Consider the following 22,638-nt stretch of genomic DNA (forward strand, 5'->3'; position numbering starts at 1 on the left):
TACCGACGGGTACCCAAAGGCCGGATTGCGGCCTACTCTCGCCCTCATGACGGACTCGAAGGCTTCCACCGCCACGGCTTCCTCCCCCCGGACCCCCGCCCCCGCGCCGACCGCCTCCGCGACCGGGACCAACCCCGTCGCGCCCGCGCCCGCGGGTGCCCGGACCGCAGCCGACGTCGTCACGCCCGAGGTGGTCGCCCAGCTCACCCGCGGAGTCGTCGGCTCCGGCCGCACCGCGAACCACACCCCCTTCACCGGGGAGAAGCTGGCCGACCTGCCCGAGTCCACCCCCGAGGACGTCCTGGAGGCCTTCGCGCGCGCCCGTGCCGCGCAGGGCGCCTGGGCCGAGACCCCCGTCAGGGCCCGCGCCGCCGTCCTGCTCCGGTTCCACGACCTGGTCCTCCAGCGGCAGGCCGAGGTGCTCGACCTCATCCAGCTGGAGACGGGCAAGGCACGCCTGCACGCGCACGAGGAGGTCCAGGCGGTCGCCGTCGCCGCCCGCCACTACGGCCGCAAGGCCCCCTCGTACCTGCGCCCCAGGCACCACACCGGCGTCGTCCCCACCCTCACCAAGGTCACCGAACTGCGCCAGCCCCGCGGGGTGATCGGCCAGATCGCCCCGTGGAACTACCCGCTGGAACTCTCCGTCGGCGACGCCCTGCCCGCCTTCGTCGCCGGCAACGCCGTGGTGATGAAGCCGGACACCGAGACCGCCCTCACCGCCCTGTGGGCCCGCGACCTGCTCATCGAGGCCGGGCTCCCGGCCGAGGTCTTCCAGGTCGTGCTCGGCGAGGGCCCGGTGGTCGGCCCCGAGATCGTCAGGCACGCGGACTACGTCTCCTTCACCGGCTCCACCCGCACCGGCCGCGAGGTCGCGCAGGGTGCCGCCGCCCGCCTCGTCGGCGTCACGCTCGAACTGGGCGGCAAGAACGCCATGCTCGTCCTGAAGGACGCCGACATCGAGAAGGCGGCCGCCGGCGCCGTCCGCGCCTGCTTCTCCTCGGCCGGACAGCTCTGCATCTCCATCGAGCGGCTGTACGTCCACGAGTCGGTCGCCGACGACTTCGTCGCCCGGTTCGCCGCCCGCACGAAGGCGATGCGGCTCGGCAACTCCCTGGCGTACGGCGCCGACATGGGCTGCCTCGTCAGCGACCGGCAGCTGGACACCGTCACCCGGCACGTCGAGGAGGCCGTCGCCAAGGGCGCGAAGCTCGTCACGGGCGGCGTCGCCCGGCCCGACATCGGTCCCCTGTTCTACGAGCCGACCATCCTCGACGGCGTCGAGGCGCCGATGGCCGTCTGCACCGAGGAGACCTTCGGCCCGGTCGTCTCGATCTACCGCTTCTCGGACGAGGACGAGGTCGTGGAGCTGGCCAACGGCACGCCGTACGGCCTCAACTCCTCGGTGTGGACGAAGGACGCCCGGCGCGGCCACGCCATCGCGGCCCGGCTGCGCACCGGCACGGTCAACATCAACGAGGGGTACGCCCCCGCCTACGGCAGCGTCCAGGCCCCGATGGGCGGCATGAAGGACTCCGGTCTCGGCCGGCGCCACGGCTCGGAGGGCATCCTGAAGTTCACCGAGGCCCAGACCGTCGCCCAGCAGCGGCTGATCCCGCTCGCGCCGTCCTTCGGGATGGACGACGAGAGGTACGCCGCGTTCATGAGCGCGTCCCTGAAGGCGATGAAGGCCCTGCGCCTGCGCTGACGCCCTGCCCGTTCCCGCCCCCTTATCCGTACGAGGAGAGCCATGACCGCGGTACCCCCTGCCCGGAATCAGGACGACGACGACCTGGACTCGGCGTACGACTACGACGTCGTGGTCGTCGGCTCCGGCTTCGGCGGCTCGGTCACGGCCCTGCGGCTGACCGAGAAGGGCTACCGCGTGGGGGTCCTGGAGGCCGGCCGCCGCTTCACCCGCGAGACCCTGCCGAAGAACTCCTGGGACCTGAAGAACTTCCTCTGGGCCCCGGCCCTCGGCCTGTACGGCATCCAGCGCATCCACCTGCTGGGCAACGTCATGGTGCTCGCGGGCGCCGGGGTCGGCGGTGGTTCGCTCAACTACGCCAACACCCTCTACGTCCCGCCGGCGCCGTTCTTCGACGACCCGCAATGGAGGGCCATCACCGACTGGCGCGACGAGCTGGCGCCGTACTACGACCAGGCCAAGCGGATGCTCGGAGTGCGCCTGAATCCGACGACGACCCCGTCGGACGTGCACCTGAAGGCGACCGCGGAGGCCATGGGCATCGGCGACACCTTCCACATGGCGCCGGTCGGCGTCTTCTTCGGGGACGGGGACGACGCCGACGGCACCCGTCGGGCGAAGCCGGGCGAGGAGGTGCCCGACCCGTACTTCGGCGGCGCCGGCCCGTCCCGCAGGGCGTGCGCCGAGTGCGGCGAGTGCATGACGGGCTGTCGTCACGGCGCCAAGAACACCCTCAACGAGAACTACCTCCATCTCGCCGAGAAGGCCGGCGCCGTCGTGCACCCGATGACCTCGGTCGTCGCGGTCACCGAGGACTCGCGGGGCGGGTTCGCCGTCAAGACGCTGCCGACGGACGACAGGAAGAAGGGCAAGGGCCGGACGTTCACGGCCCGGCGGGTGGTCGTCGCGGCGGGGACGTACGGCACCCAGACCCTGTTGCACCGGATGAAGGACACCGGGCTGCTGCCCCGCCTCTCCACCCGGCTCGGCGAGCTGACCCGCACCAACTCCGAAGCACTGGTCGGTTCGCAGACCACCGACCGGCGCTACCGCAGGAAGCATGGCGTCGAGAAGGTCGACTTCACGCGCGGGGTCGCGATCACCTCCTCGATCCACCCGGACGAGAACACCCACATCGAGCCGGTCCGCTACGGCAAGGGCTCCAACGCCATGGGCGGCATGACCGTCCTCCAGGTGCCCTACGGCGCCCACCGGGTACGCAACTGGCTCCTGCAGATGGTCAAGCACCCGGCCCTGGCCGTCCGCGCGCTGTCCAACCGCCGCTGGTCCGAGCGGACGATCATCGGCCTCGTCATGCAGTCCCTGGACAACTCGCTGACGACGTACCGCAAGCCCGGCGGCATCGGAAAGGGCCTGCTCACCGCACGCCAGGGCCACGGCGCGCCGAACCCGACCCAGATCCCCGAGGCGACCCGGGCCGCGACCCTGCTCGCGGAGGAGATCAACGGCTTCGCCGGCTCCAACATCGGCGAGCTGATGGGCACCCCCCTGACGGCCCACTTCCTCGGCGGCTGCCCGATCGGCGCGGACGCCGAGTCCGGTGTCATCGACCCGTACCACCGTCTCTACGGCCACCCGGGCATCTCGGTCGTGGACGGAGCGGCGGTCTCCGCCAATCTCGGCGTCAATCCCTCGCTGACGATCACCGCCCAGGCGGAGCGCGCGATGTCCTTCTGGCCGAACAAGGGCGAGGAGGACCAGCGGCCGCCTCAGGGCGAGGCGTACGTCCGTCTCGCGCCGATCGCCCCGAAGTCCCCTGCGGTCCCCGCGGACGCCTTCGGCGCGCTGAACCTGCCGTTCCTGGGCATTCCCGCCGTCCCACCGAAGAAGGCGTAGCCGGAGCGGACGCGGGTACCGGACACCGGCCCGGACATGGAAGAGGCGCTGCACCCCCCTCCGAGTGCAGCGCCTCTCCAGCTTCTGGGTGGTGCTGCATGCATGACCCGCGACCGACGGGTTTGGTTGTAGCCGGCCACGAGATCTTCTGTGTGACGCGCGTCACTTCCCCCGTCTCGTCTCTCCCGCGGCCCGCCCGGGGGCCGGTGACGGTACGGCCGTACACAGGGCAAGGGCCCCGCCGCGCGATGTTCGATCGCGCGGCGGGGCCCTTGGGGTCGGCACCGGTGTCAGGGCAGCGGCGGTGCCGAGGGGCGGCGGCGCCGGGGGGTGCGCCGCGGTGGGAGAGGGACTCGGAGGGAGGACGGGGCGTCTCGCATCGTGCGGGCGGACGCGGCCGCGTCCGTCGGACCGGTTGCGGTCGGCCCCGGGCGTCCCCGGGGCCGACCGCCTTTCGGGTGACCGGGCTGCTGTCCCCTGCCGTCCGGTCACGCGCGCTGGGGCGAGGTCCCACGACGTACCAGTGGTACGCCACACGCCCCAGCGGAGCCACGCGTGGTTTCTTCGGGCCCGCCCCTGGATGACACGGACACCGGGACCAACGAAGGGGTGCGGGAGCCGGTCACGCGCCGTACGGGTGAGAGGCGGTCCGAACTCAGGTCCGTCACCCCGCTCCCGCGGGTCGGCCGCTCGATATCCGGGGCCCGGGATCGCCTCAGACGCGGCCCCGGCACAGCTCCAGCATGGTCATCGCGAGGGCGGTGCCCGGCTTGCCCAGCGCGTCCCTGTAGTGGCCCAGCACCTCCATCTCGCGGGCGAGGTTCACCCGGCGGCCGCCCGAGCCGATCCGGGCCTCCTGGATCACGGCCGAGACCGCCATCCGTTCCTGGATCAGACCGATGATCCGGTCGTCGAGCGCGTCGATCCGCTCGCGGGCGCCGCCGATGAGCGCCGCCGCCTCGTCGGTGCGGGCGCCGGTCTTCTCGGTGCGGGTCTGCTCGGTGTGGGTCGTCGTGGTCATGGCCTGGGCTCCTCGGGGTCGGGGGTTCGATGTCGGGGCCCGGAGCGGCACGGCCCGGAAACGACAGAGCGCCCCGGGCCTTGTCGGCCCGGGGCGCCTGGGAAGTCGCTTGTCAGTTGCTCAAGCAGCACGACCATGGCAGCCGGACGGGCCGGTGCCATAGGTAAAGACGAAGGTCGGGAGCTTGCGCATGGCGACAGTATGGACCCCGCCTCCGGACCCGGGCCAACCCGCGTTCGGATGGTGAGACGAAAAGCGACATCGGCGCGCCGGTAGAATCGACACATAGACCCCCGCCTCGGGGGACCTTCTCCTACCGCCGGAAGGCCGCCGTAGTGTCATCAGCGACTCCCGCTGCCGCGCCCGACGTCTCCAACCCGGACGTAGTCCTCGTTGTCGACTTCGGCGCCCAGTACGCCCAGCTCATCGCCCGCCGCGTCCGTGAGGCCCGGGTCTACAGCGAGATCGTCCCGTCCACCATGCCGGTGGCCGAGATGCTGGCCAAGAACCCCAAGGCGATCATCCTCTCCGGCGGCCCGTCCTCCGTGTACGCGGAGGGCGCCCCGCGTCTCGACCGCGCGCTCTTCGAGGCCGGCGTCCCCGTCTTCGGCATGTGCTACGGCTTCCAGCTGATGGCGACGACCCTCGGCGGCACCGTCGACAACACGGGCGCCCGTGAGTACGGCCGGACGCCGCTGCACGTCTCCAAGGCCGGCTCGACGCTCTTCGAGGGCACCCCCGTCGAGCAGTCGGTGTGGATGTCCCACGGCGACGCCTGCTCCGCCGCTCCCGAGGGCTTCTCGGTCACCGCGTCCACGGACGTCGTGCCGGTCGCCGCCTTCGAGAACGACGAGAAGAAGCTGTACGGCGTCCAGTACCACCCCGAGGTGCTGCACTCCACGCACGGCCAGCAGATCCTGGAGCACTTCCTCTACCGGGGCGCCGGCATCGAGCCGAACTGGACCACCGGCAACGTCATCGAGGAGCAGGTCGCGGCCATCCGCGAGCAGGTCGGCGACAAGCGCGCCATCTGCGGTCTGTCCGGCGGTGTCGACTCGGCCGTGGCCGCGGCGCTCGTGCAGAAGGCCATCGGCTCGCAGCTCACCTGCGTGTACGTGGACCACGGCCTGATGCGGAAGAACGAGACCGAGCAGGTCGAGAAGGACTTCGTCGCCTCGACCGGGGTCAACCTCAAGGTCGTCGACGCGCAGGAGCGTTTCCTCGCCGCGCTCGCCGGGGTCTCCGACCCCGAGGAGAAGCGGAAGATCATCGGGCGGGAGTTCATCCGGGTCTTCGAGCAGGCGCAGGCCGAGATCGTCGCCGAGTCGGCGGGCGCCGGCGAGGACGTCGCCTTCCTCGTCCAGGGCACGCTCTACCCCGACATCGTCGAGTCCGGTGGCGGTACCGGCACCGCGAACATCAAGTCGCACCACAACGTCGGCGGCCTCCCCGAGGACCTGGAGTTCGAGCTCGTCGAGCCGCTGCGCCAGCTCTTCAAGGACGAGGTCCGCATGGTCGGCCAGGAGCTCGGCCTGCCGGAGGAGATCGTCCAGCGCCAGCCCTTCCCGGGCCCCGGCCTCGGCATCCGGATCGTCGGCGAGGTCACCAAGGAGCGTCTCGACCTGCTGCGCGAGGCCGACGCCATCGCCCGCGAGGAGCTCACGGCCGCCGGTCTCGACCGCGACATCTGGCAGTGCCCGGTGGTCCTGCTCGCCGACGTGCGCTCCGTGGGCGTGCAGGGCGACGGCCGCACCTACGGCCACCCGATCGTCCTGCGCCCCGTGTCGTCCGAGGACGCCATGACGGCCGACTGGACCCGCATGCCCTACGACGTGCTCGCGCGCATCTCCACCCGGATCACCAACGAGGTGGCCGACGTGAACCGCGTGGTGCTCGACGTCACCAGCAAGCCGCCGGGCACCATCGAGTGGGAGTAGTCCTCGGCGAGGGCCCTCCCGTACGACGGTGAAGCCGCCGCCCCCACCGCGAGGGGCGGCGGCTTCGTCGTGTGCGGACTCTGGTGAGTTGCGGGGCCCGGCGTTACCTTCCCGCGCATGAGCGAGACACCCGCCCCCGTCCCCGTCGAGCGGCTCCGCTTCGCCATGCCGCCCGTGCACGCCACGCCGGCCGAGGAGCGCGCCCACCGCAGGCGGAGACTCGCGGGCGCGCTGCGGCTCTTCGGCCGGCTGGGGTACGAGGAGGGCGTCTCCGGGCACATCACCGCACGGGACCCGGAGTTCCCCGACTGCTACTGGGTCAACCCCTTCGGGATGCCCCTCGGCGAGACGACCGCGAGCGCGCTGATCCTGGTCGACGGCGACGGGCGGGTCGTCCGCGGCGGCCACCACGTCAACCAGGCCGCCTTCGCCGTCCACGCCGCGATCCACCGGGCCCGGCCCGAGACCGTCGCCGTCGCGCACACCCACTCCCTCCACGGGCGCGCCCTCGCCGCCCTGGGCGAGCTGATCGAACCGATCACCCAGGAGGCCTGTGCCTTCTACCAGGAGCACGCTCTCTACGACGCCTACACGGGGGTCGCCGTGGACCCCGAGGAGGGGCGCCGGATCGCGACCGCCCTCGGCCCGCACAAGGCGATCGTGCTGCGCAACCACGGCCTGCTGACCGTCGGCACCACGGTCGACGCTGCCGCCTGGTGGTTCATCGCTATGGAGCGCTGCGCCCGGGTGCAGCTGACCGCGCGGGCCGCCGGCAAACCCGTGCCGATCGGCCACCGGGAGGCGCTGGCCACCCGCGATCAGCTCGGGACCGACCTCGCCGCGTGGATCAACTACCAGCCGCTGTGGCGCACGATCAGCCGATCGGAGCCCGAACTCCTGTCGTAGAACATCCCGGGTCATTACGCAGAACGTCGTAGAAGGTGCCCGTACGTCAATGTGATGACGGGTCCATCACTCCCGCGCGGGGCGCTCGAAGCACGTGGGGCGCCCGCGAGTGCGACACAATTCCGTGGAATCAGCGGTGAGTTGACGGATCGGGAAGTGAGCGCCGTGGCGGTGCACGAGGCGAGACGGTGCCAGGAGCCGACCCTGTGCGGTGACCCCGCGCCATGCGCGGGCGGCGGGCGGGCGGGGCACCGGCGCGCCGTCGCCGCCTTCCTCGCGCTGCGCGAAGAACTCGCGGCGGGACACGGTGTGCCGGCCGCCGTCGCCCATTCGCCGGTGGCCTCCCGGCAGTGGGTCTCCGACGAACTCGGCCAGTCCGCCCGTACCGTCGCCGCGCGCGGCCGGGCGGCGAGCGAGGCATGGCTCCGACGCGTGCGCCGGGCCACGCTCGGCGCGGTCTGGGGCGCGGTCCTCGCCCTGCTCCTCGGTCAGGCGCTCACCGCGCTCGGCACCGGATGGACCGGTGCGCGCACGGCGGCTCTGGGCGCGGCGCTCGTCCTCGCCGCGCTCCTCACCGGCGCCGCGCACGCCCACCGGACGCGCGGCGGGGTCCTCGCGCCGCTGATCGGCGAGGACAACCGGCTCTCCACCTCCCGCACCGTCGCGGCCGGCTGGCTCCTCCTCACCCTCTACGCCCTGCTCTTCCTGGCGTTCCGCCTGGTCACCGGCGCGGACCGGATCGGTCTCGGGGCCGCGCGGGCCGCCGGCCTGCTGACCGCCTTCGCCCTGACGTCGGCGGTCGCCGTGGCCGTCCGCCGGATCGTGTGGGGGCGGGTCCTGGGCCTGCGCCTGCAGAAGGTCCGCGCCGACCGGCCCCGCGCCGTCGACATCGTCGCCGACGACGACGGCCGCGCCTGCCTCACCGACCTGCAGTACGTCCTGGTCTCCGGCGTCGTCCTCGTCCTGTGCGCGGTGCGGCTTGCGGACGAGCCCGACCGGCTGCCCGGACCGTCCTGGTCTCCGGCGCTCCTCGTCGCCGTCTCCGCCGCCTGCTATCTCGCGGGGAAGTGCCTGGAGGGCGGGCGGCCCGCGGTCCTCTCCGTCGTCCGGTCCCGCGAGCCGGGCGATCTGGACGCGCCGATCCGCACCGGCGACGACATCGAGATCCGCGGCGCCGGCTTCGTCCCGCCGGGCGCGGACCGCCCCGACCCGCTCACCCGCCTCGTCGTACGGATCGGCGCGGTCCACGTCCGTGTCCCGCTCGTCCCGGTCCCCGGCGGCTTCGCCAACCCGACGGACTCGTCCCTCACCGTCCCCCTCCCGGCGGACGTCGAACCGGGACGGGTGGAGGTGTGGGTCGTGACGGCCTCCGGCGCGGAATCCAACCGGGTCACCATCGACGTCGTCGACTGAGCCGACCGGGCACCTCTGAACCGCCGCCGTGTCCCCCGCGTATCCAGAAGCGGGACGTCCGAGGACAATCGAATCCCCGGACACGGGCGCGGAGAGGCAGGCCGGCGATGACAGGAACGCGGCGGACGAACGGGTCATACGGCCCCGGTGCGGGCACGGGTGGCCGCGGACACGGCGGGGGTGGGGAGAGCCGGGGAGCCGGCGGGGCGCCCGGGTGGAAGGAGGCCGCCTCGCGGTACGCGCTGCTGCCGCTGCGGCTCTTCCTCGGCGTCACCTTCGTCTACGCCGGGCTCGACAAGCTCACCGACTCCGCCTTCATGGCCGGCACGGGCACCGGCTCGATCGGCGAGATGATGCGGGCCGTACGGGACGGCTCCGCCATCCCCGCCCTCGTCGACCTGGCGCTGAAGAACCCCGTCGGCTTCGGCTACGCCATCGCCCTCGGCGAGCTGGCCGTCGGCATCGGGACCCTGGTGGGGCTCTTCGCCCGGCTCGCCGCGCTCGGCGGAGCGCTGATCTCGCTCAGCCTGTGGCTGACGGTCAGCTGGCAGACCCAGCCGTACTACTACGGCAACGACCTCGCCTATCTCATGTCCTGGCTGCCGCTCGTGCTCGCCGGGGCCTCCCTGTTCTCGCTCGACGCGCTCCTCGCCGAACGACGGCGGAGGCGGTAGGCGACCCAGGTCACCAGCGAGGCGACGCCGAGACCGCCGCAGAGCACCGGGACCACGCCGTACCAGGGTGTGACCCAGGCGTCGGCGGCGTCGCCCGCGTAGAGGACCGCGAGGGCGAGCGCGGTCGCCCCGACGACGAGCCGGCCCGGTCGGAACTCATGAAGCAGCACGGGTGACCTCCACCTGTCCGAGACCGACCTCCAGCGAGAGGTCGAGCGTTCCGCCCGGGACGGTGCCCGCCGGCGGGGTGAGCGTACGGGTCTCGTCACGGTCCGGCGCGATGTCGATGTCCCCGGGGTGCTGCTGGGGCAGCCGCACGTCCCCGAGTCCGACCTGGGCCCGCAGCCTCACCGTCACGTTCGCGGGGACGACCACCTCCACCTTGCCCGCCCCGACCTCCACGGCGGTCCCGACCGTCGTGGAGGCGGGGACCGCCAGCCGCGACAGGTCGAGCGTGCCGACGCCCGAGCCCAGTTCGTAGCGCGGCTCCACGGCGGCGACCGACGCCGGTGTCCACGTCGTCCGGACCCAGTCCGTGGAGATCTCCTTCGGCAGCGCCGCCGCCACCGCGAGCAGGCCCGCCGTCACCACGGTCACGAAGACCGTGCCGAAGCCGGTCCGGCCGAGGAAGCTGCTGAGGACCAGGCCGAGACCGAGCACCGCCAGGGCGGCCACCAGGCCGATCTGGAGGCTCGTGCCCACCGGATGGGTGTCCCAGGACAGGCCGGTGCCCAGACCGCCCGCGAGCAGGGTGAGGAGGAAGACAAGCCCGCCGATGGAACGGGGGCCGCGCCGGGCCGCGGGCGCGGCGGCGACCGGCCCGCCGGGCTCCGGCACCCAGCCGCCCCACTGACTGCCCGGGGTCACCCGCTCGCCGTTCACCAGGCCGTCCGCGTCCGCCCCGTGCGGACCCCAGAGGTATCCGATCGCGATGGGGCCGGTCGAGCCGTCCTTGACGATCGGGTCCTTCCACCACGACGAGAACTCGACGAGCGGCGGCGCCTTCGTCTCCGGCGGCGCCTCGGCGACCGCCGCCGCCGTCGCGGCGACCAGCCGGCTCTCCGCGTCCCCGCCCGCGAGCGCCTGGCGGCGCCGCTGCGACCAGACCGCCGCGCCGCTCACCGCCGTGGACAGCAGCATCGCGAACGCGATCGTCCCGCCGTTGTGCAGCATCGACAGGAAGATCCCGCAGCCGACCATCGCCATCAGGACGGCCGAGAGGGAGGCCCCCTCGACCCGGCCGGACAACAGCTTGCGGCCTTCGTTCTCCTCCTCGCCCGCCTGCGGGATCAGCAGCCACGCGAAGCCGTAGAAGATCAGCCCGACACCGCCGGTCACCGACAGCACCCCGAGCGCGATCCGGAAGATCACCGGGTCGAGATCGAAGTGCCGCCCCAGGCCACCGCACACTCCGCCCACGACCTTGTGCCGCGCAGAGCGGCGCAGCGGCGCGACGGCGGGAGCCACCATCGGCGGCGGGGCCTCGTGCGAGGAAGGCGTCGAACTCGTCATGCCTCCATGGTGACGGCCGGTGACCCCCGGCGGCACCGGGCGCGACCCTGGCCCGACCCTGATATTCGCCCGCCTCACGACCCCGAGAGCCACCCGGGAACGTGCCCTGGGAGTTCGCCCACCTAGGGCGTGTTTCGAAAGTCCCGCCTGCCCGGCGACGCCTGGCACGCACGCTCGCCGCGTCGTCGGGATCGTCCAAGTACGTCCAGTCCAGTACGAGGGCGACTCCGCCTTGCGATCGCACGCACCGGACGCCGCGGGGCCCGCCCTTCGGGCGGACGGCGCTCCTTTCGGAACGCGCCCTAGGGGGATTCTCAGGGCCGCCCCTGATGTACCGGCCCGTGCCCGCGTGTGACGATCGACGCATGCCAGCATCCGCCCGCGTCGCAGACCCCGACGAACCGCCCGTGCGCAAGCTCTACCGGAGCGCCGACGGGCGGTGGCTCGGCGGTGTCGCCCGGGGTCTCGCGGGACACCTCGGGCTGCCCGTCGTCTGGGTCCGCGCCGTGTTCGTGGCGCTGCTCCTCGCCGACGGGCTCGGGGCCCTGCTGTACGCGGTCTTCTGGATCGTCGTCCCGCTGGGCGTCGGCGGACGGGCCGCGCCCCGGCCCGTGTTCGAGACGACCGAGGACGGCCGGCGGCGGCTGCGCAAGCCGGACCGCGGACAGGTCTTCGCCTTGATCGCGCTGGCGGTCGGCGCCGCCGTCTTCGTCGGGAACATCGACTTCGGCAACAGGGCCGACCGGTACGTCTGGCCGACGCTGCTGATCGGCGTCGGAGTCGTCCTCGTCTGGCGGCAGGCGGACAACGCCCGCCGCGCCAGCTGGACCGAACCGGGCCGCCGCCGGCGCACCCTCCAGCTCGCCCGCGGTTTCGCCGGTGTGGCCCTGGTCGGGCTCGGCCTGACCGCCTTCATGGTCGTCCGCGGCTCCGCCGCCCAGCTCGGCACGGCGTTCACGGCCGCCATAGCGGTGCTCACCGGCATCGCCCTCCTCGCCGGTCCGTGGCTGGTCCGCATGTCCCAGGACCTCAACGAGGAGCGGACCATGCGCATCCGCGCCCAGGAGCGCGCCGAGGTCGCCGCCCACGTCCACGACTCCGTCCTGCACACCCTCACCCTGATCCAGCGCAACGCGGAGGAGCCGGGGGAGGTGCGGCGCCTGGCCCGCGCACAGGAGCGGGAGCTGCGGAACTGGCTGTACAGGCCGGAGGGCACGGGCAAGGACGAGGACGAGGAGCCGGACACCCTGGCCGAGGCGGTGAAGAAGGCCGCCGCCGAGGTGGAGGACATGCACGGCGTCCCGCTGGAGGTCGTGGTCGTCGGCGACTGCCCGCTCGACGAGAAACTGTCCGCACAGATGCAGGCCGCACGCGAGGCGATGGTCAACGCCGCCAAGTACGGTGGCGGAGGCGGGGCGGTGCAGGTGTACGCCGAGGTGGAGGGACGCACGGTGTTCGTCTCCGTCCGCGACCGGGGGCCGGGCTTCGACCTGGACTCCGTCCCCGGTGACCGGATGGGCGTACGAGAATCGATCATCGGCCGGATGCAGCGCAACGGCGGTTCGGCCCGGCTGCGGTCCGTTCCGGGCGGGGGCACCGAAGTGGAGCTTGAGATGGAGAGGGCGGACGCATGAGCGACGAGACTGGGACGACGGCTTCGGAGGCCACGGAGCGCCGGGTGCGGGTCGTCCTCGTCGACGACCACCGGATGTTCCGCACGGGCGTGCAGGCCGAGATCGGCCGGACGGACGTCACCGGCGTCGAGGTGGTCGGCGAGGCCGCCGACGTCGACCAGGCCGTCACGGTGATCACCGCGACCCGCCCCGAGGTGGTGCTGCTCGACGTGCACCTGCCCGGGGGCGGCGGGGTCGAGGTGCTGCGCCGTTGCGCCAGTCTGCTGGCCGCGCCGCAGAACCCGGTCCGCTTCCTGGCCCTCTCGGTCTCCGACGCGGCGGAGGACGTCATCGGCGTGATCCGTGGCGGTGCCCGCGGCTACGTCACCAAGACGATCACCGGCACCGACCTGGTCGACTCGATCTTCCGGGTCCAGGACGGCGACGCGGTGTTCTCCCCCCGACTGGCGGGCTTCGTCCTGGACGCCTTCGCCTCCACGGACGCCCCGCCGGTCGACGAGGACCTGGACCGCCTCACCCAGCGGGAGCGGGAGGTGCTGCGGCTGATCGCGCGTGGATACGCGTACAAGGAGATCGCCAAGCAGCTCTACATCTCGGTGAAGACGGTCGAGTCCCATGTCTCCGCGGTGCTGCGCAAGCTCCAGCTCTCCAACCGGCACGAGCTGACCCGCTGGGCGACCGCCCGCCGGCTGGTCTGACCGCCGGGCCGGACCCGCACGCCGGGTCAGTCCACGCGGGTGGCACCGGCGAAGGGCATCTCGTCGATCGGCGCGACCCGCACCGGTGCGCCCGGGCGGGGGGCGTGGATCATCTGCCCGCCGCCGATGTAGAGACCGACGTGGCTGATGCCGGAGTAGAAGAACACCAGGTCGCCCGGGGCCAGCTCCGAGCGGGAGACCCGGCGCCCGGCGTTGATCTGCGTGTAGGTCGTGCGCGGCAGGGAGACCCCCGCCGCCCGCCAGGACGCCTGCGTGAGGCCGGAGCAGTCGTACGCCGAAGGCCCCGTCGCGCCCCACACGTACGGCTTGCCGATCTGGTCCCGGGCGAAGGCGATGGCCTCGGCGGCGCGGGCGTTCGGAGCGGCCACCGGTCCGCGCGGCAGGGAGCCCCGGTCGGCGCGGGGGGCGGCCGCGGCGGGATCCGCAGCGCCACGGCCCGCCGAGGCCGCTTCGTACCGTGCCCGCTCCTCGGCCGTCAGCCGGGCCAGCAGCGCGCGGGCCTCGTCGAGTCTGCCCCGCACCGCCGTCTTCTGCCGCCGCAGATCGGCCTCGTACCCCTGTAGTTCCGCCAGCCGCCGCGTCGACTCGGCGCGCAGCTGTCCGATGCCGGCCTGTTCACGGCGTACGGAGGTGACGGCGGCGGCCCGCCGGTCCCCCTCCTTCTCGGCGAGGGCGGCACGCGCCAGGTACTCGTCGGGGTCCGAGGTGAGGGCCAGGCGCACGGCGGGGTCGAGTCCGCCGGAGCGGTACTGGGCGGTGGCGAACGAACCGAGACCGCCCCGCAGGGTGTTGAGCCGGTCGGTCCTGCGGGCCGCCTCGTCGCGCAGCCGGTTCAGCGCGCGCCGCGCCTCGGTCGCCTTCTCCTTCGCGCCGTTGTAGTTCTCGGTGGCCACCTCGGCCTCCTGGTACAGCCGGTCCACCTTCGCCTTCACCTGGGCGGGGGTCGGCCGGGGCTCGGCGTGCCCGGCGCCTTCGAACACGGTCGCCGTCGCCGCAGAGGCGAGGGCCAGCGTGGCGGCGGTCCGTACCGCCTGACCGCCGAAGGGGAACTGCCTGGGCTTCCGGTGCGCTGCCACGAGGGCGGGTCACATCCTCTCCCTGCGGGGGTCGATGGCCGCCGGGGCCGGCGACGGTCCGCACAGGGGAGACGGGCCGCCGCCGGTCTTTCTCGGCGGGGGCGGCCGGCTGCCGCCGGGAGACCCGGCGGTGGTGGGAAGCCGGCCACCTGGGGGAGGACGCTAAACCTGGGCGTCACGGGGCGGCGGGGAGTTGACCGCTATTGGCGTCAGTTGTCCTTCAGGGATCGTTCGCGTCCGGGAGAGGTGTCGCGTGGAGCCCGCTTTGCCGAGTCGGTCTGACCGATGTGCGGGAGAGGGCGGACCCGGACGGAGAAGCATGCTAGGGGCCCGGTTAGGCTCCGCCCCATGGACGTACTCATCAATGTCTTCGTCGCCCTGCACATCATCGGCATCGGTTCCCTGCTCGGCGGGTTCCTGACGCAGATGAAGGCGATGGGCGCGGGTACGGCCCGCTTCAGCCCCGCGATGCTGCACGGCGCGCTGACCATGCTGGTCACGGGCATGGCGCTGGTCGGCCTCAACCAGGCGGACGACCAGACGGTCGACAACGTGAAGATCGGCATCAAGCTGGCCGTCCTCGTGGTCATCCTCGCCCTCGTGTACGTGAAGCGGGACGAGGAGAAGGTCGACAAGGGCCTCTTCGGCGCCGTCGGCGGCCTGACCATCGCGAACATCTTCATCGCGACGCTCTGGACCTGATCGTCAGGCTCCGGATCCCTCAGTCGGGCCCTCCGGCCCTGATCGGCCGGGTCTTCGGATCTCTCCGCCGGGTCCTTCCGGTGCTGAGCGTCGGGCCCCGGTCTCTCCGCCGGGCCCGCCCTGGTCGTCGGGGCCTTCGGGCCTCTCCGCCACGGACGTGCCAAGGTCCGGCCGGCGGGGGCGCGCCGTCCGGCCCGCCCCCGGAGCCGGGGCGTCACGCCGGCCGCACGCTCCCGTAGATCGGCATGTAGTAGATCGACTCCTCGCGGACGTTGGCGCCCGGCTTCGGCGCGTGGATCATCTTGCCGTCGCCGATGTAGAGGCCCACGTGGCTGATGTCGTCGTAGAAGAAGACGAGGTCCCCCGGCAGCAGGTCGTCCGTGGCGACCCGGGTGCCCACCTTCACCTGGTCCCAGGTGGTGCGCGGCAGGTCGACGCCCGCCGACTTCCACGCGGCCTGCGTGAGTCCGGAGCAGTCGTACGAACTCGGGCCCGTCGCCCCCCACACGTACGGTTTGCCGATCTGGTCCCGGGCGAACTCCAGCGCCTTCGCCGCCTTGGCGGCGTACGTGGAGCCGCCGGTGGGCGGCGGGGTGACCGGCGACTCGGGCCGCTGCTCCCGGCTCGCCTCCTCCTGCCGGCGCCGTTCGGCCTCGGCCTTCGCCCTCGCCGCCTCCGCCTCGGCCCGCTCCTGCGCCTTGCGCCGTGCCTCCGCCTCCCGCTTGCGCTCCAGCTCCGCGAGCCGGGCCTTCTCCTCGGCGGTCAGCCGGGCCAGGAGCGTGCGCGCCTGCGCCAGCTTCCCCTGGACCGTCTGCTTGCTGGTGCGCAGCGCCGCCTGCGACTCGGTGAGGCTCTGCAGGCTCTTCGTCGCCTCCGCGCGCTGCTTCGCCGCCGCGGCCCGCTTGCCCTCGTAGTCCGCCACCGCGCCGCGCTGCCGCTCGGAGAGCCGGTCCATGAGGTGGGTCTGGTCGAAGTACGACTGCGGGCTGTCGGCGAAGATCAGCGCCGCCGTGGGCCCGACCGCCCCGGCCCGGTACTGCGCCGCCGCGTACGAGCCGAGGGCCCGCCGCGACTCGTTGATCGCCTCCGTCCTGCGGGCTATGTCGTCGAGGATCCCGTCGACCTTGCGCCGCTGCCGGTCGGTGGACTCCTTGGCCCGGTTGTACTCCTGGGTCGCCGTGCCGGCCTGCCGGTAGAGGTCGTCGACCTTCTTCTGGATCTCCTCCACCGTCGGCTTCGGCGGAGCGGGCGCGGCGCCGGCACTCTGCGTGGACAGCAGGGTGACCGAGGCGATCGCGGCCGTCGTGACCCCGACGGCGGGGGAATGCGTACGTGTGCTGCGCGGCTTGCGATGGGACGCCAAGACCGGCATCTCCTTCCGTGGACGCCGAGGCGTGAGGGCACGACTGCCTCGCGGCAGGGCCGGATGCGGCGTGGGCCGCCCGCTCGGCGTGATTCGCCGTTCGGAGGGGACGGGCTGCTTGGGCGAGCACGCTAGCCAACCCGTGGGGCGGCTGGGAAGTCCGATGTTCGATATGCCCGATACATTTTCGTGACCTGAAGTGGACTGTCACCCTCCGTAAAAATATGGTCACTTCGGGAGGTGGGGGTGGGTTGTCGGTGCGGCGGCCTAGACTCGTTAGGCGATGAGCAGCCTCTTTGACGACAGTTTCCTGGCGGGCCTCCGGAACCACTCCCCGGAGGAGCCCCCGCCCCCTCCCGAGGACCACGAGCACGGTGCTCCGGCCCCGGAGGAGGTCCCGCACGACCTCTTCGGGGGCAGGTTCGACGCGCCCGCGCCCCGGGACGCGTACTACCGCGACGGAGCCCCGCGCCCCGTCGTGGACGCCGCCGCGCTCCTGGAAGGGCTGAACGAACAGCAGCGCGCCGCCGTCGTGCACACCGACACCCCGCTGCTCATCGTCGCCGGAGCCGGCTCCGGCAAGACCCGGGTGCTCACCCATCGCATCGCCCACCTCCTGGGCACCCGCCATGTCCACCCCGGCCAGATACTGGCGATCACCTTCACCAACAAGGCCGCCGGCGAGATGAAGGAGCGCGTCGAGCAGCTCGTCGGCCCCCGCGCCAACGCCATGTGGGTGATGACGTTCCACAGCGCGTGCGTCCGCATCCTGCGCCGCGAGTCGAAGAAGCTCGGCTTCACGTCCTCGTTCTCGATCTACGACGCCGCCGACTCCAAGCGCCTGATGGCGCTGGTCTGCCGCGACCTGGACCTCGACCCCAAGAAGTTCCCGCCGAAGTCCTTCAGCGCCAAGGTCTCGAACCTCAAGAACGAGCTGATCGACGAGGAGGCCTTCGCCGACCAGGCCGCCGACGGCTTCGAGAAGACGCTCGCCGAGGCGTACCGGATGTACCAGGCGCGGCTGCGCGAGGCCAACGCCCTGGACTTCGACGACATCATCATGACGACGGTCCATCTGCTCCAGGCGTTCCCGGACGTCGCCGAGCACTACCGCCGCCGCTTCCGCCACGTCCTCGTCGACGAGTACCAGGACACCAACCACGCCCAGTACACCCTCGTACGGGAGCTGGTCGGCACGGGCTACGAAGACCTGGGGCCGGCCGAGCTGTGCGTCGTCGGCGACGCGGACCAGTCGATCTACGCCTTCCGCGGCGCGACCATCCGCAACATCCTCCAGTTCGAGGAGGACTACCCCGACGCGACGACGATCCTGCTCGAGCAGAACTACCGCTCCACGCAGACCATCCTCTCCGCCGCCAACGCCGTCATCGAGCGCAACGAGTCCCGCCGCCCCAAGAACCTCTGGACCAACGCGGGCGCGGGCGCGCAGATCACCGGCTATGTCGCCGACACCGAGCACGACGAGGCGCAGTTCGTCGCGGACGAGATCGACCGGCTGACGGACGCGGGTGAGGCGAAGGCCGGCGATGTCGCCGTCTTCTACCGCACGAATGCCCAGTCCCGTGTCTTCGAGGAGATCTTCATCCGCGTCGGCCTGCCCTACAAGGTCGTCGGCGGCGTGCGCTTCTACGAGCGCAAGGAGGTCCGCGACGTCCTCGCCTACCTGCGCGTCCTCGCCAACCCCGAGGACAACGTCCCGCTGCGCCGCATCCTCAACGTCCCCAAGCGGGGCATCGGAGAGCGCGCCGAGGCCATGATCGACGCCCTCTCCCTCCGCGAGAAGATCACCTTCCCGCAGGCGCTGAAGCGGGTCGACGAGGCGTACGGCATGGCGGCCCGCTCGGCCAACGCCGTGAAGCGCTTCAACGCCCTGATGGAGGAGCTTCGCACCATCGTCGACTCGGGGGCCGGCCCCGCCGTCGTCCTCGAGGCCGTGCTGGAGCGGACCGGCTATCTCGCCGAGCTCCAGGCCTCCACCGACCCGCAGGACGAGACCCGGATCGAGAACCTCCAGGAACTCGCCGCCGTCGCCCTGGAGTTCGAGCAGGAGCGCGGCGAGGAGCCCGCGACCCTCGCCGAGTTCCTGGAGAAGGTCGCGCTCGTCGCCGACTCCGACCAGATCCCCGACGAGGACGAGGAGGGCTCCGGCGTCATCACGCTGATGACGCTGCACACCGCCAAGGGCCTGGAGTTCCCGGTGGTCTTCCTGACCGGCATGGAGGACGGCGTCTTCCCGCACATGCGCGCACTCGGCCAGGCCAAGGAGCTGGAGGAGGAGCGGCGCCTGGCGTACGTGGGCATCACACGCGCCCGCGAACGGCTCTATCTGACCCGCTCCTCGATGCGCAGCGCCTGGGGTCAGCCCTCGTACAACCCGGCCTCGCGCTTCCTGGAGGAGATCCCGGCGACGTACCTGGAGTGGAAGCGCACCGGCCCCATGGTCAAGCCCGCCGGTCCCACCTCCGGGATCACCTCCCAGCTCTCCTCCTCGCGCTCGCGCTCGGGCCCCTCGGGCTTCGCCACGCGCCGCGCCGGCGAGAAGCCGGTGATCACGCTCCAGGTCGGCGACCGGGTCACCCACGACCAGTTCGGCCTGGGCACGGTCATGCAGGTGACGGGTGTCGGCGGGGACGCCCAGGCGACGATCGACTTCGGCGACGAGAAGCCGAAGCGGCTGCTGCTGCGGTACGCGCCGGTCGAGAAGCTCTGAGCCGCGGACGGACGCACGGAAGAGGGCCCCGGCTTCGGCCGGGGCCCTTTCGCGTGGGACGTCGTCGCACGGTGCGCGGTGTGCGGGGCGTGACGGGGTGCGTGCGTGGCGCTGGTGCGGAGGGCGTGACGCGTGGTGCCCGGCTGTCAGCCGGTCGGGCTGAGACCGTGGCTGCGCAGCCACGACTCCGGGTCGATCGCGGCCCCGCCGTTCGGCCGCACCTCGAAGTGGAGGTGGGGGCCGGTGGAGTTGCCCGAATTGCCGGAGTAGGCGATCACGTCGCCGGCCTTGACCTTGCCGGAGCGGATCTTGGTGCTGCTCAGGTGGCAGTACCAGGTCTCGGTGCCGTCCTCGGCGGTCACGATCGCCATGTTGCCGTAGGCGCTGTTCCACTGGGTGCGGACGGTGCCGTCGGTCGCGGCCATCACCTTCGTGCCGTACTGGACCGGGAAGTCGATGCCGGTGTGCACGGACATCCAGTTGACGCCGGCCTGTCCGTAGTGGGCGCTGAGCTGGTGCAGCTTCACCGGGAGCATGAACTTCGGACGCAGCGCCTCCTTGCGGGCCGCCTCCTCCTCACGCTTCTTCTTCTCCGCTTCCTGGCGCAGCTTGAGGTCGATGCGCTCCTGGGTGCGGCTGGCGCGGTCGCCGAAGTCGCGGGCGTCGGCGCTGAGCGCCGCGAGCTGCGTGTCGAGCTTGTTGTTGGCGGCGACCGGCTTCACCGACGACGGGTCGGCCGCGGCGACGGCCACGTCGTCCTTGGTCTCGGCGCCCGCTTCGGTGAGTCCGCCGACCGAGGCGGCGGCGATCCCGGCGACTCCCATGACGCAGGCGGACGGGACGGCGACGGTCAGGAGCGCGGAGCGCTTGGCGGGCGTACGGCGACGGCCGCGGCCGCCACCGGAGGAGCGGCGCACGGGACGGGCCGTGACGGGGGCCGCCTCCGTGAGGATCTCCGAGGCCGGGACCGGTTCCTCGGGCTCGTACGCGTGCTCCGCCGGGCTCTCGTAGCCGTAGTCGTACGGGTGCTCGTCGGGCAGGACGGCCTCGAACTGCGCGGTGTGCTCGGCGCCGTGCTCGACCGCGTGCGCGGCGTCGGGCCCCGTGGCGTGCTCCACGACGTGGTCGCCGTGCCCGACGCCGTCGGGGAGGAAGTCGTACTCGGGGGTGTACTGCTGCGGAACGACCGGCTCGGTGTGGAGGTGCTCCTGCTCCGGCGCGGCGGCGTGGTTCCAGGCGGTGGCGTCGTACGTACCCGTCTCGAAGGCGGGAGCCGTCCACTGGCCGGTGGTGTCGTACGAGGCGAGGGGGGCGGTCTGGTACTGACCGGTCTGCTGCGCCTCGTTCCAGGCGCTCGCGTCCCACTGGCCGGTGGTGTCGTACTGCTGCGTCATCGGCTGCTGCGTGACGTAGGCGTCGTACGCCCCGGCGTCCCACTGGTGGCTGCCGTTCCACTGCGTGGTGTCGTACTGACCGCTGTGATCCGCGTCGTACCCGCCCGGGAGGGCGCCGAACAGGGGGTCGGTGGCGAAGCTGCCGGTGCTGTGCATGTCGTCTCCGACGTATCCGGCGTGGGGGTGCTGGTCGTTCACCAACTTCTCTCTCGCCTCGGCGGCAGGACCAGTCCGGGGCGGGCCCGATGAGGGGTGTCCCGGGGGTAAGCAGTGGCGCGACTGTACCCGGCGGTATGCGCAGCCGACAATCTTCGGAGGGTTTTGGGTTCACAGGAAACGGGCAATCGGCCGTGTTTCGGCGGTCTCGGGGAGAGCTTTGGCTCTGTGTTCGAGAAACGTTCGAAGAATGAGCGCCTTCTGGCGGCCCGTCAGGTGTCCGGGGCGGGTCGGTCCGCCTCGCCGTCAGGCGACGGACGCCGCTCCGGGGTCGTCGGCCTCCGGTGTGCCGGTCTCCAGCTCCTCGGCGTCGAGGACGCGGACGATGCCGGAGGCGACCGTCGGGTGCACCGGCAGGGCCAGGTGGCCGATCCCGCTCACCCGCACGTTGTGCACCAGAAGGTCGGGGTGGTCGAGACGTGCCGTCTCGACCGGGACCATCACCTGGTCCAGGTCGCTCCAGAAGCTGACGAAGCGTGTCCGGCAGGAGGGCGCGGGGCCGGCCAGCTCCCGCAGTACGTCGGATCCGGGACGCATCTGGCGGACGAGCGGGTGGGCCCCGGCCCAGGGCATGGCGGTGGTGCCGGCATGGGGGGTGCCGAGCATGACCAGCGTCCGCACCCGCGCGTCGCCGCCCAGGCGCTGTACGTAATAGCGGGCGATCAGGCCGCCGAGGCTGTGGCCGACGAGATCGACGCGCTCGTGACCGGTGCGGGCGCACAGCTCCTCGACACGCCGGCCGAGCAGGACCGCGGCGGTGCGCAGGTCGCAGGTGAGCGGGGAGTAGTTGAGCGAGTCGAGGCAGTCACGGCCGTGCCGGGTGAGGCAGCGGCGCAACAGGACGAAGACGGAGCGGTTGTCGACGAAGCCGTGAAGGAGGACGACCGGACGGCGGCCGGAGGCCGGTCCGGAGGCGGGGGTGGTGACGGTGCGCTCACGGACGATTCCGGAGGGGTAGAGCATCATGTGTCCGGTGAGGATCGCCAGCTCCAGGGCATTGGCCTTCAGTGTGGTCGTGACCTTGGTGAGCCTGGTGAACACCATCGGCGACCTCCACCCGTTCTACGGCTGGTGGGCCCCGGGGACGGGCCCGGGGAGGGTCCGGCGTGGGACGAACACACCCCACGTGTGATTTCCCCCTCGCTGTCCACCGCGAAACGGTCCCTTGCGGGATGCTGGCGATAACGTTCGTTCACCTCCCCGGCTGTCAGGCGCGGGGGTCGCATGTGGAGGCAGTGATGGGTGTGACCGGTCCGATCCGCGTGGTGGTGGCCAAGCCGGGCCTCGACGGCCACGATCGCGGGGCCAAGGTCATCGCGAGGGCGCTGCGGGACGCCGGTATGGAGGTCATCTACACCGGGCTGCACCAGACGCCCGAGCAGATCGTGGACACGGCGATCCAGGAGGACGCCGACGCCATCGGTCTGTCGATCCTCTCGGGCGCGCACAACACGCTCTTCGTGAAGGTCCTGGAGCTCCTGCGGGAGCGCGACGCGGAGGACATCAAGGTCTTCGGCGGCGGGATCATCCCCGAGGCGGACATCGCGCCGCTGAAGGAGAAGGGCGTCGCGGAGATCTTCACGCCGGGTGCGACGACCGCGTCCATCGTCACCTGGGTGAACGCGAACGTCCGCGTCGCCGCGTAACCGCGTCATCGCCGGCGCGGCGGAGAGCGCCGGAACGTCGGACGGCGGGAGGGCCGGAACGTCGGACAGCGGGAGTGCCGGAACGGTGGTGAGCAGGCGGTGCGCGCGAGCGGCGGCCGCCTCGCCGTC

17 protein-coding genes are annotated in these 22,638 nt (G+C 72.2%); 11 read left to right on the forward strand and 6 right to left on the reverse strand.

Going from position 1 to position 22,638, the window contains the following annotated elements; all coding sequences use genetic code 11:
• Nucleotides 1-46: 46 nt before the first annotated feature.
• Nucleotides 47-1,708, forward strand: a complete 1,662-nt coding sequence (locus AB0K65_RS20940; protein ID WP_365718592.1) for a succinic semialdehyde dehydrogenase — start codon at nucleotides 47-49, stop codon at nucleotides 1,706-1,708.
• A gap of 42 nt (nucleotides 1,709-1,750) precedes the next feature.
• Nucleotides 1,751-3,565 carry a GMC family oxidoreductase gene (locus AB0K65_RS20945; protein ID WP_365718594.1) on the forward strand — a complete coding sequence of 605 codons (1,815 nt, stop codon included), beginning with the start codon at nucleotides 1,751-1,753 and terminating at the stop codon, nucleotides 3,563-3,565.
• Between the two features lie 715 nt (nucleotides 3,566-4,280).
• Here AB0K65_RS20945 and AB0K65_RS20950 read toward each other — a convergent pair.
• Nucleotides 4,281-4,586 carry a chorismate mutase gene (locus tag AB0K65_RS20950; RefSeq protein ID WP_365718596.1) on the reverse strand — a complete coding sequence of 102 codons (306 nt, stop codon included), beginning with the start codon at nucleotides 4,584-4,586 and terminating at the stop codon, nucleotides 4,281-4,283.
• A gap of 335 nt (nucleotides 4,587-4,921) precedes the next feature.
• Here AB0K65_RS20950 and guaA point away from each other — a divergent pair, with 335 nt between their 5' ends.
• The 4 genes from guaA to AB0K65_RS20970 all read left to right on the forward strand — a co-directional run bounded on the left by guaA (nucleotide 4,922) and on the right by AB0K65_RS20970 (nucleotide 9,516).
• Nucleotides 4,922-6,523 carry a glutamine-hydrolyzing GMP synthase gene (gene guaA / locus AB0K65_RS20955; RefSeq protein WP_365718598.1) on the forward strand — a complete coding sequence of 534 codons (1,602 nt, stop codon included), beginning with the start codon at nucleotides 4,922-4,924 and terminating at the stop codon, nucleotides 6,521-6,523.
• Between the two features lie 117 nt (nucleotides 6,524-6,640).
• Complete coding sequence (locus AB0K65_RS20960) at nucleotides 6,641-7,429, forward strand: class II aldolase/adducin family protein (RefSeq protein WP_365718600.1); 789 nt, start codon at nucleotides 6,641-6,643, stop codon at nucleotides 7,427-7,429.
• A gap of 204 nt (nucleotides 7,430-7,633) precedes the next feature.
• Complete coding sequence (locus AB0K65_RS20965; protein ID WP_365718653.1) at nucleotides 7,634-8,842, forward strand: hypothetical protein; 1,209 nt, start codon at nucleotides 7,634-7,636, stop codon at nucleotides 8,840-8,842.
• Between the two features lie 107 nt (nucleotides 8,843-8,949).
• Nucleotides 8,950-9,516 (forward strand): DoxX family membrane protein, encoded by a 567-nt coding sequence (locus AB0K65_RS20970; protein WP_365718602.1) that lies wholly within the window; start codon nucleotides 8,950-8,952, stop codon nucleotides 9,514-9,516.
• 156 nt (nucleotides 9,517-9,672) lie between these two features.
• On the opposite strand, the gene AB0K65_RS20975 is transcribed toward AB0K65_RS20970, so the two are convergent.
• A complete protein-coding gene (locus tag AB0K65_RS20975) occupies nucleotides 9,673-11,028 on the reverse strand; it encodes a PspC domain-containing protein (RefSeq protein ID WP_365718604.1) in 1,356 nt (451 codons plus the stop codon).
• A gap of 365 nt (nucleotides 11,029-11,393) precedes the next feature.
• Here AB0K65_RS20975 and AB0K65_RS20980 point away from each other — a divergent pair, with 365 nt between their 5' ends.
• Nucleotides 11,394-12,662 carry a PspC domain-containing protein gene (locus AB0K65_RS20980; protein ID WP_365718606.1) on the forward strand — a complete coding sequence of 423 codons (1,269 nt, stop codon included), beginning with the start codon at nucleotides 11,394-11,396 and terminating at the stop codon, nucleotides 12,660-12,662.
• The gene (locus AB0K65_RS20985) at nucleotides 12,659-13,360 is read left to right on the forward strand and encodes a response regulator transcription factor (protein ID WP_365718608.1); all 702 of its coding nucleotides are present in this window, start codon (nucleotides 12,659-12,661) and stop codon (nucleotides 13,358-13,360) included. The genes AB0K65_RS20980 and AB0K65_RS20985 overlap by 4 nt, the downstream gene beginning before the upstream one ends.
• A gap of 26 nt (nucleotides 13,361-13,386) precedes the next feature.
• Here the strand turns inward: AB0K65_RS20985 and AB0K65_RS20990 are convergent, their stop codons facing one another.
• Complete coding sequence (locus AB0K65_RS20990; protein WP_365718610.1) at nucleotides 13,387-14,457, reverse strand: NlpC/P60 family protein; 1,071 nt, start codon at nucleotides 14,455-14,457, stop codon at nucleotides 13,387-13,389.
• A 348-nt stretch (nucleotides 14,458-14,805) separates the two neighbouring features.
• On the opposite strand from AB0K65_RS20990, the gene AB0K65_RS20995 reads away from it, so the two are divergent.
• Nucleotides 14,806-15,159: a hypothetical protein gene (locus AB0K65_RS20995; RefSeq protein ID WP_365718612.1), complete on the forward strand. Its 354-nt coding sequence runs from the start codon at nucleotides 14,806-14,808 to the stop codon at nucleotides 15,157-15,159.
• A 214-nt stretch (nucleotides 15,160-15,373) separates the two neighbouring features.
• Here the strand turns inward: AB0K65_RS20995 and AB0K65_RS21000 are convergent, their stop codons facing one another.
• On the reverse strand, nucleotides 15,374-16,531 hold the full coding sequence (locus AB0K65_RS21000) for a C40 family peptidase (protein WP_365718614.1): 1,158 nt from the start codon (nucleotides 16,529-16,531) through the stop codon (nucleotides 15,374-15,376).
• 274 nt (nucleotides 16,532-16,805) lie between these two features.
• Here AB0K65_RS21000 and pcrA point away from each other — a divergent pair, with 274 nt between their 5' ends.
• On the forward strand, nucleotides 16,806-19,253 hold the full coding sequence (pcrA, locus tag AB0K65_RS21005; RefSeq protein ID WP_365718616.1) for a DNA helicase PcrA: 2,448 nt from the start codon (nucleotides 16,806-16,808) through the stop codon (nucleotides 19,251-19,253).
• 146 nt (nucleotides 19,254-19,399) lie between these two features.
• Here pcrA and AB0K65_RS21010 read toward each other — a convergent pair whose 3' ends face one another.
• Together AB0K65_RS21010 and AB0K65_RS21015 are read right to left on the reverse strand one after the other, a co-directional pair.
• Nucleotides 19,400-20,845: a M23 family metallopeptidase gene (locus AB0K65_RS21010; protein WP_365718619.1), complete on the reverse strand. Its 1,446-nt coding sequence runs from the start codon at nucleotides 20,843-20,845 to the stop codon at nucleotides 19,400-19,402.
• Nucleotides 20,846-21,109: 264 nt separating this feature from the next.
• The gene (locus AB0K65_RS21015; protein WP_365718621.1) at nucleotides 21,110-21,907 is read right to left on the reverse strand and encodes an alpha/beta fold hydrolase; all 798 of its coding nucleotides are present in this window, start codon (nucleotides 21,905-21,907) and stop codon (nucleotides 21,110-21,112) included.
• Nucleotides 21,908-22,101: 194 nt separating this feature from the next.
• Between AB0K65_RS21015 and AB0K65_RS21020 the strand changes: the two genes are divergently transcribed.
• Nucleotides 22,102-22,509, forward strand: a complete 408-nt coding sequence (locus tag AB0K65_RS21020) for a cobalamin B12-binding domain-containing protein (protein WP_365718623.1) — start codon at nucleotides 22,102-22,104, stop codon at nucleotides 22,507-22,509.
• Nucleotides 22,510-22,638: the final 129 nt, after the last annotated feature.

This window comes from Streptomyces sp. NPDC053755 (genome assembly GCF_040677675.1).
In the GTDB taxonomy this organism is placed as follows: domain Bacteria; phylum Actinomycetota; class Actinomycetes; order Streptomycetales; family Streptomycetaceae; genus Streptomyces.

What these genes read in the sequence shown, in the direction of transcription:
- AB0K65_RS20940 (WP_365718592.1), top strand. Translation starts at nt 47, where the DNA reads ATGACGGACTCGAAGGCTTCCACCGCCACGGCTTCCTCCCCCCGGACC.
- AB0K65_RS20945 (WP_365718594.1), top strand. Translation starts at nt 1,751, where the DNA reads ATGACCGCGGTACCCCCTGCCCGGAATCAGGACGACGACGACCTGGAC.
- AB0K65_RS20950 (WP_365718596.1), bottom strand. Translation starts at nt 4,586, where the DNA reads ATGACCACGACGACCCACACCGAGCAGACCCGCACCGAGAAGACCGGC.
- AB0K65_RS20960 (WP_365718600.1), top strand. Translation starts at nt 6,641, where the DNA reads ATGAGCGAGACACCCGCCCCCGTCCCCGTCGAGCGGCTCCGCTTCGCC.
- AB0K65_RS20970 (WP_365718602.1), top strand. Translation starts at nt 8,950, where the DNA reads ATGACAGGAACGCGGCGGACGAACGGGTCATACGGCCCCGGTGCGGGC.
- AB0K65_RS20975 (WP_365718604.1), bottom strand. Translation starts at nt 11,028, where the DNA reads ATGACGAGTTCGACGCCTTCCTCGCACGAGGCCCCGCCGCCGATGGTG.
- AB0K65_RS20980 (WP_365718606.1), top strand. Translation starts at nt 11,394, where the DNA reads ATGCCAGCATCCGCCCGCGTCGCAGACCCCGACGAACCGCCCGTGCGC.
- AB0K65_RS20985 (WP_365718608.1), top strand. Translation starts at nt 12,659, where the DNA reads ATGAGCGACGAGACTGGGACGACGGCTTCGGAGGCCACGGAGCGCCGG.
- AB0K65_RS20995 (WP_365718612.1), top strand. Translation starts at nt 14,806, where the DNA reads ATGGACGTACTCATCAATGTCTTCGTCGCCCTGCACATCATCGGCATC.
- AB0K65_RS21000 (WP_365718614.1), bottom strand. Translation starts at nt 16,531, where the DNA reads ATGCCGGTCTTGGCGTCCCATCGCAAGCCGCGCAGCACACGTACGCAT.
- pcrA (WP_365718616.1), top strand. Translation starts at nt 16,806, where the DNA reads ATGAGCAGCCTCTTTGACGACAGTTTCCTGGCGGGCCTCCGGAACCAC.
- AB0K65_RS21015 (WP_365718621.1), bottom strand. Translation starts at nt 21,907, where the DNA reads ATGGTGTTCACCAGGCTCACCAAGGTCACGACCACACTGAAGGCCAAT.
- AB0K65_RS21020 (WP_365718623.1), top strand. Translation starts at nt 22,102, where the DNA reads ATGGGTGTGACCGGTCCGATCCGCGTGGTGGTGGCCAAGCCGGGCCTC.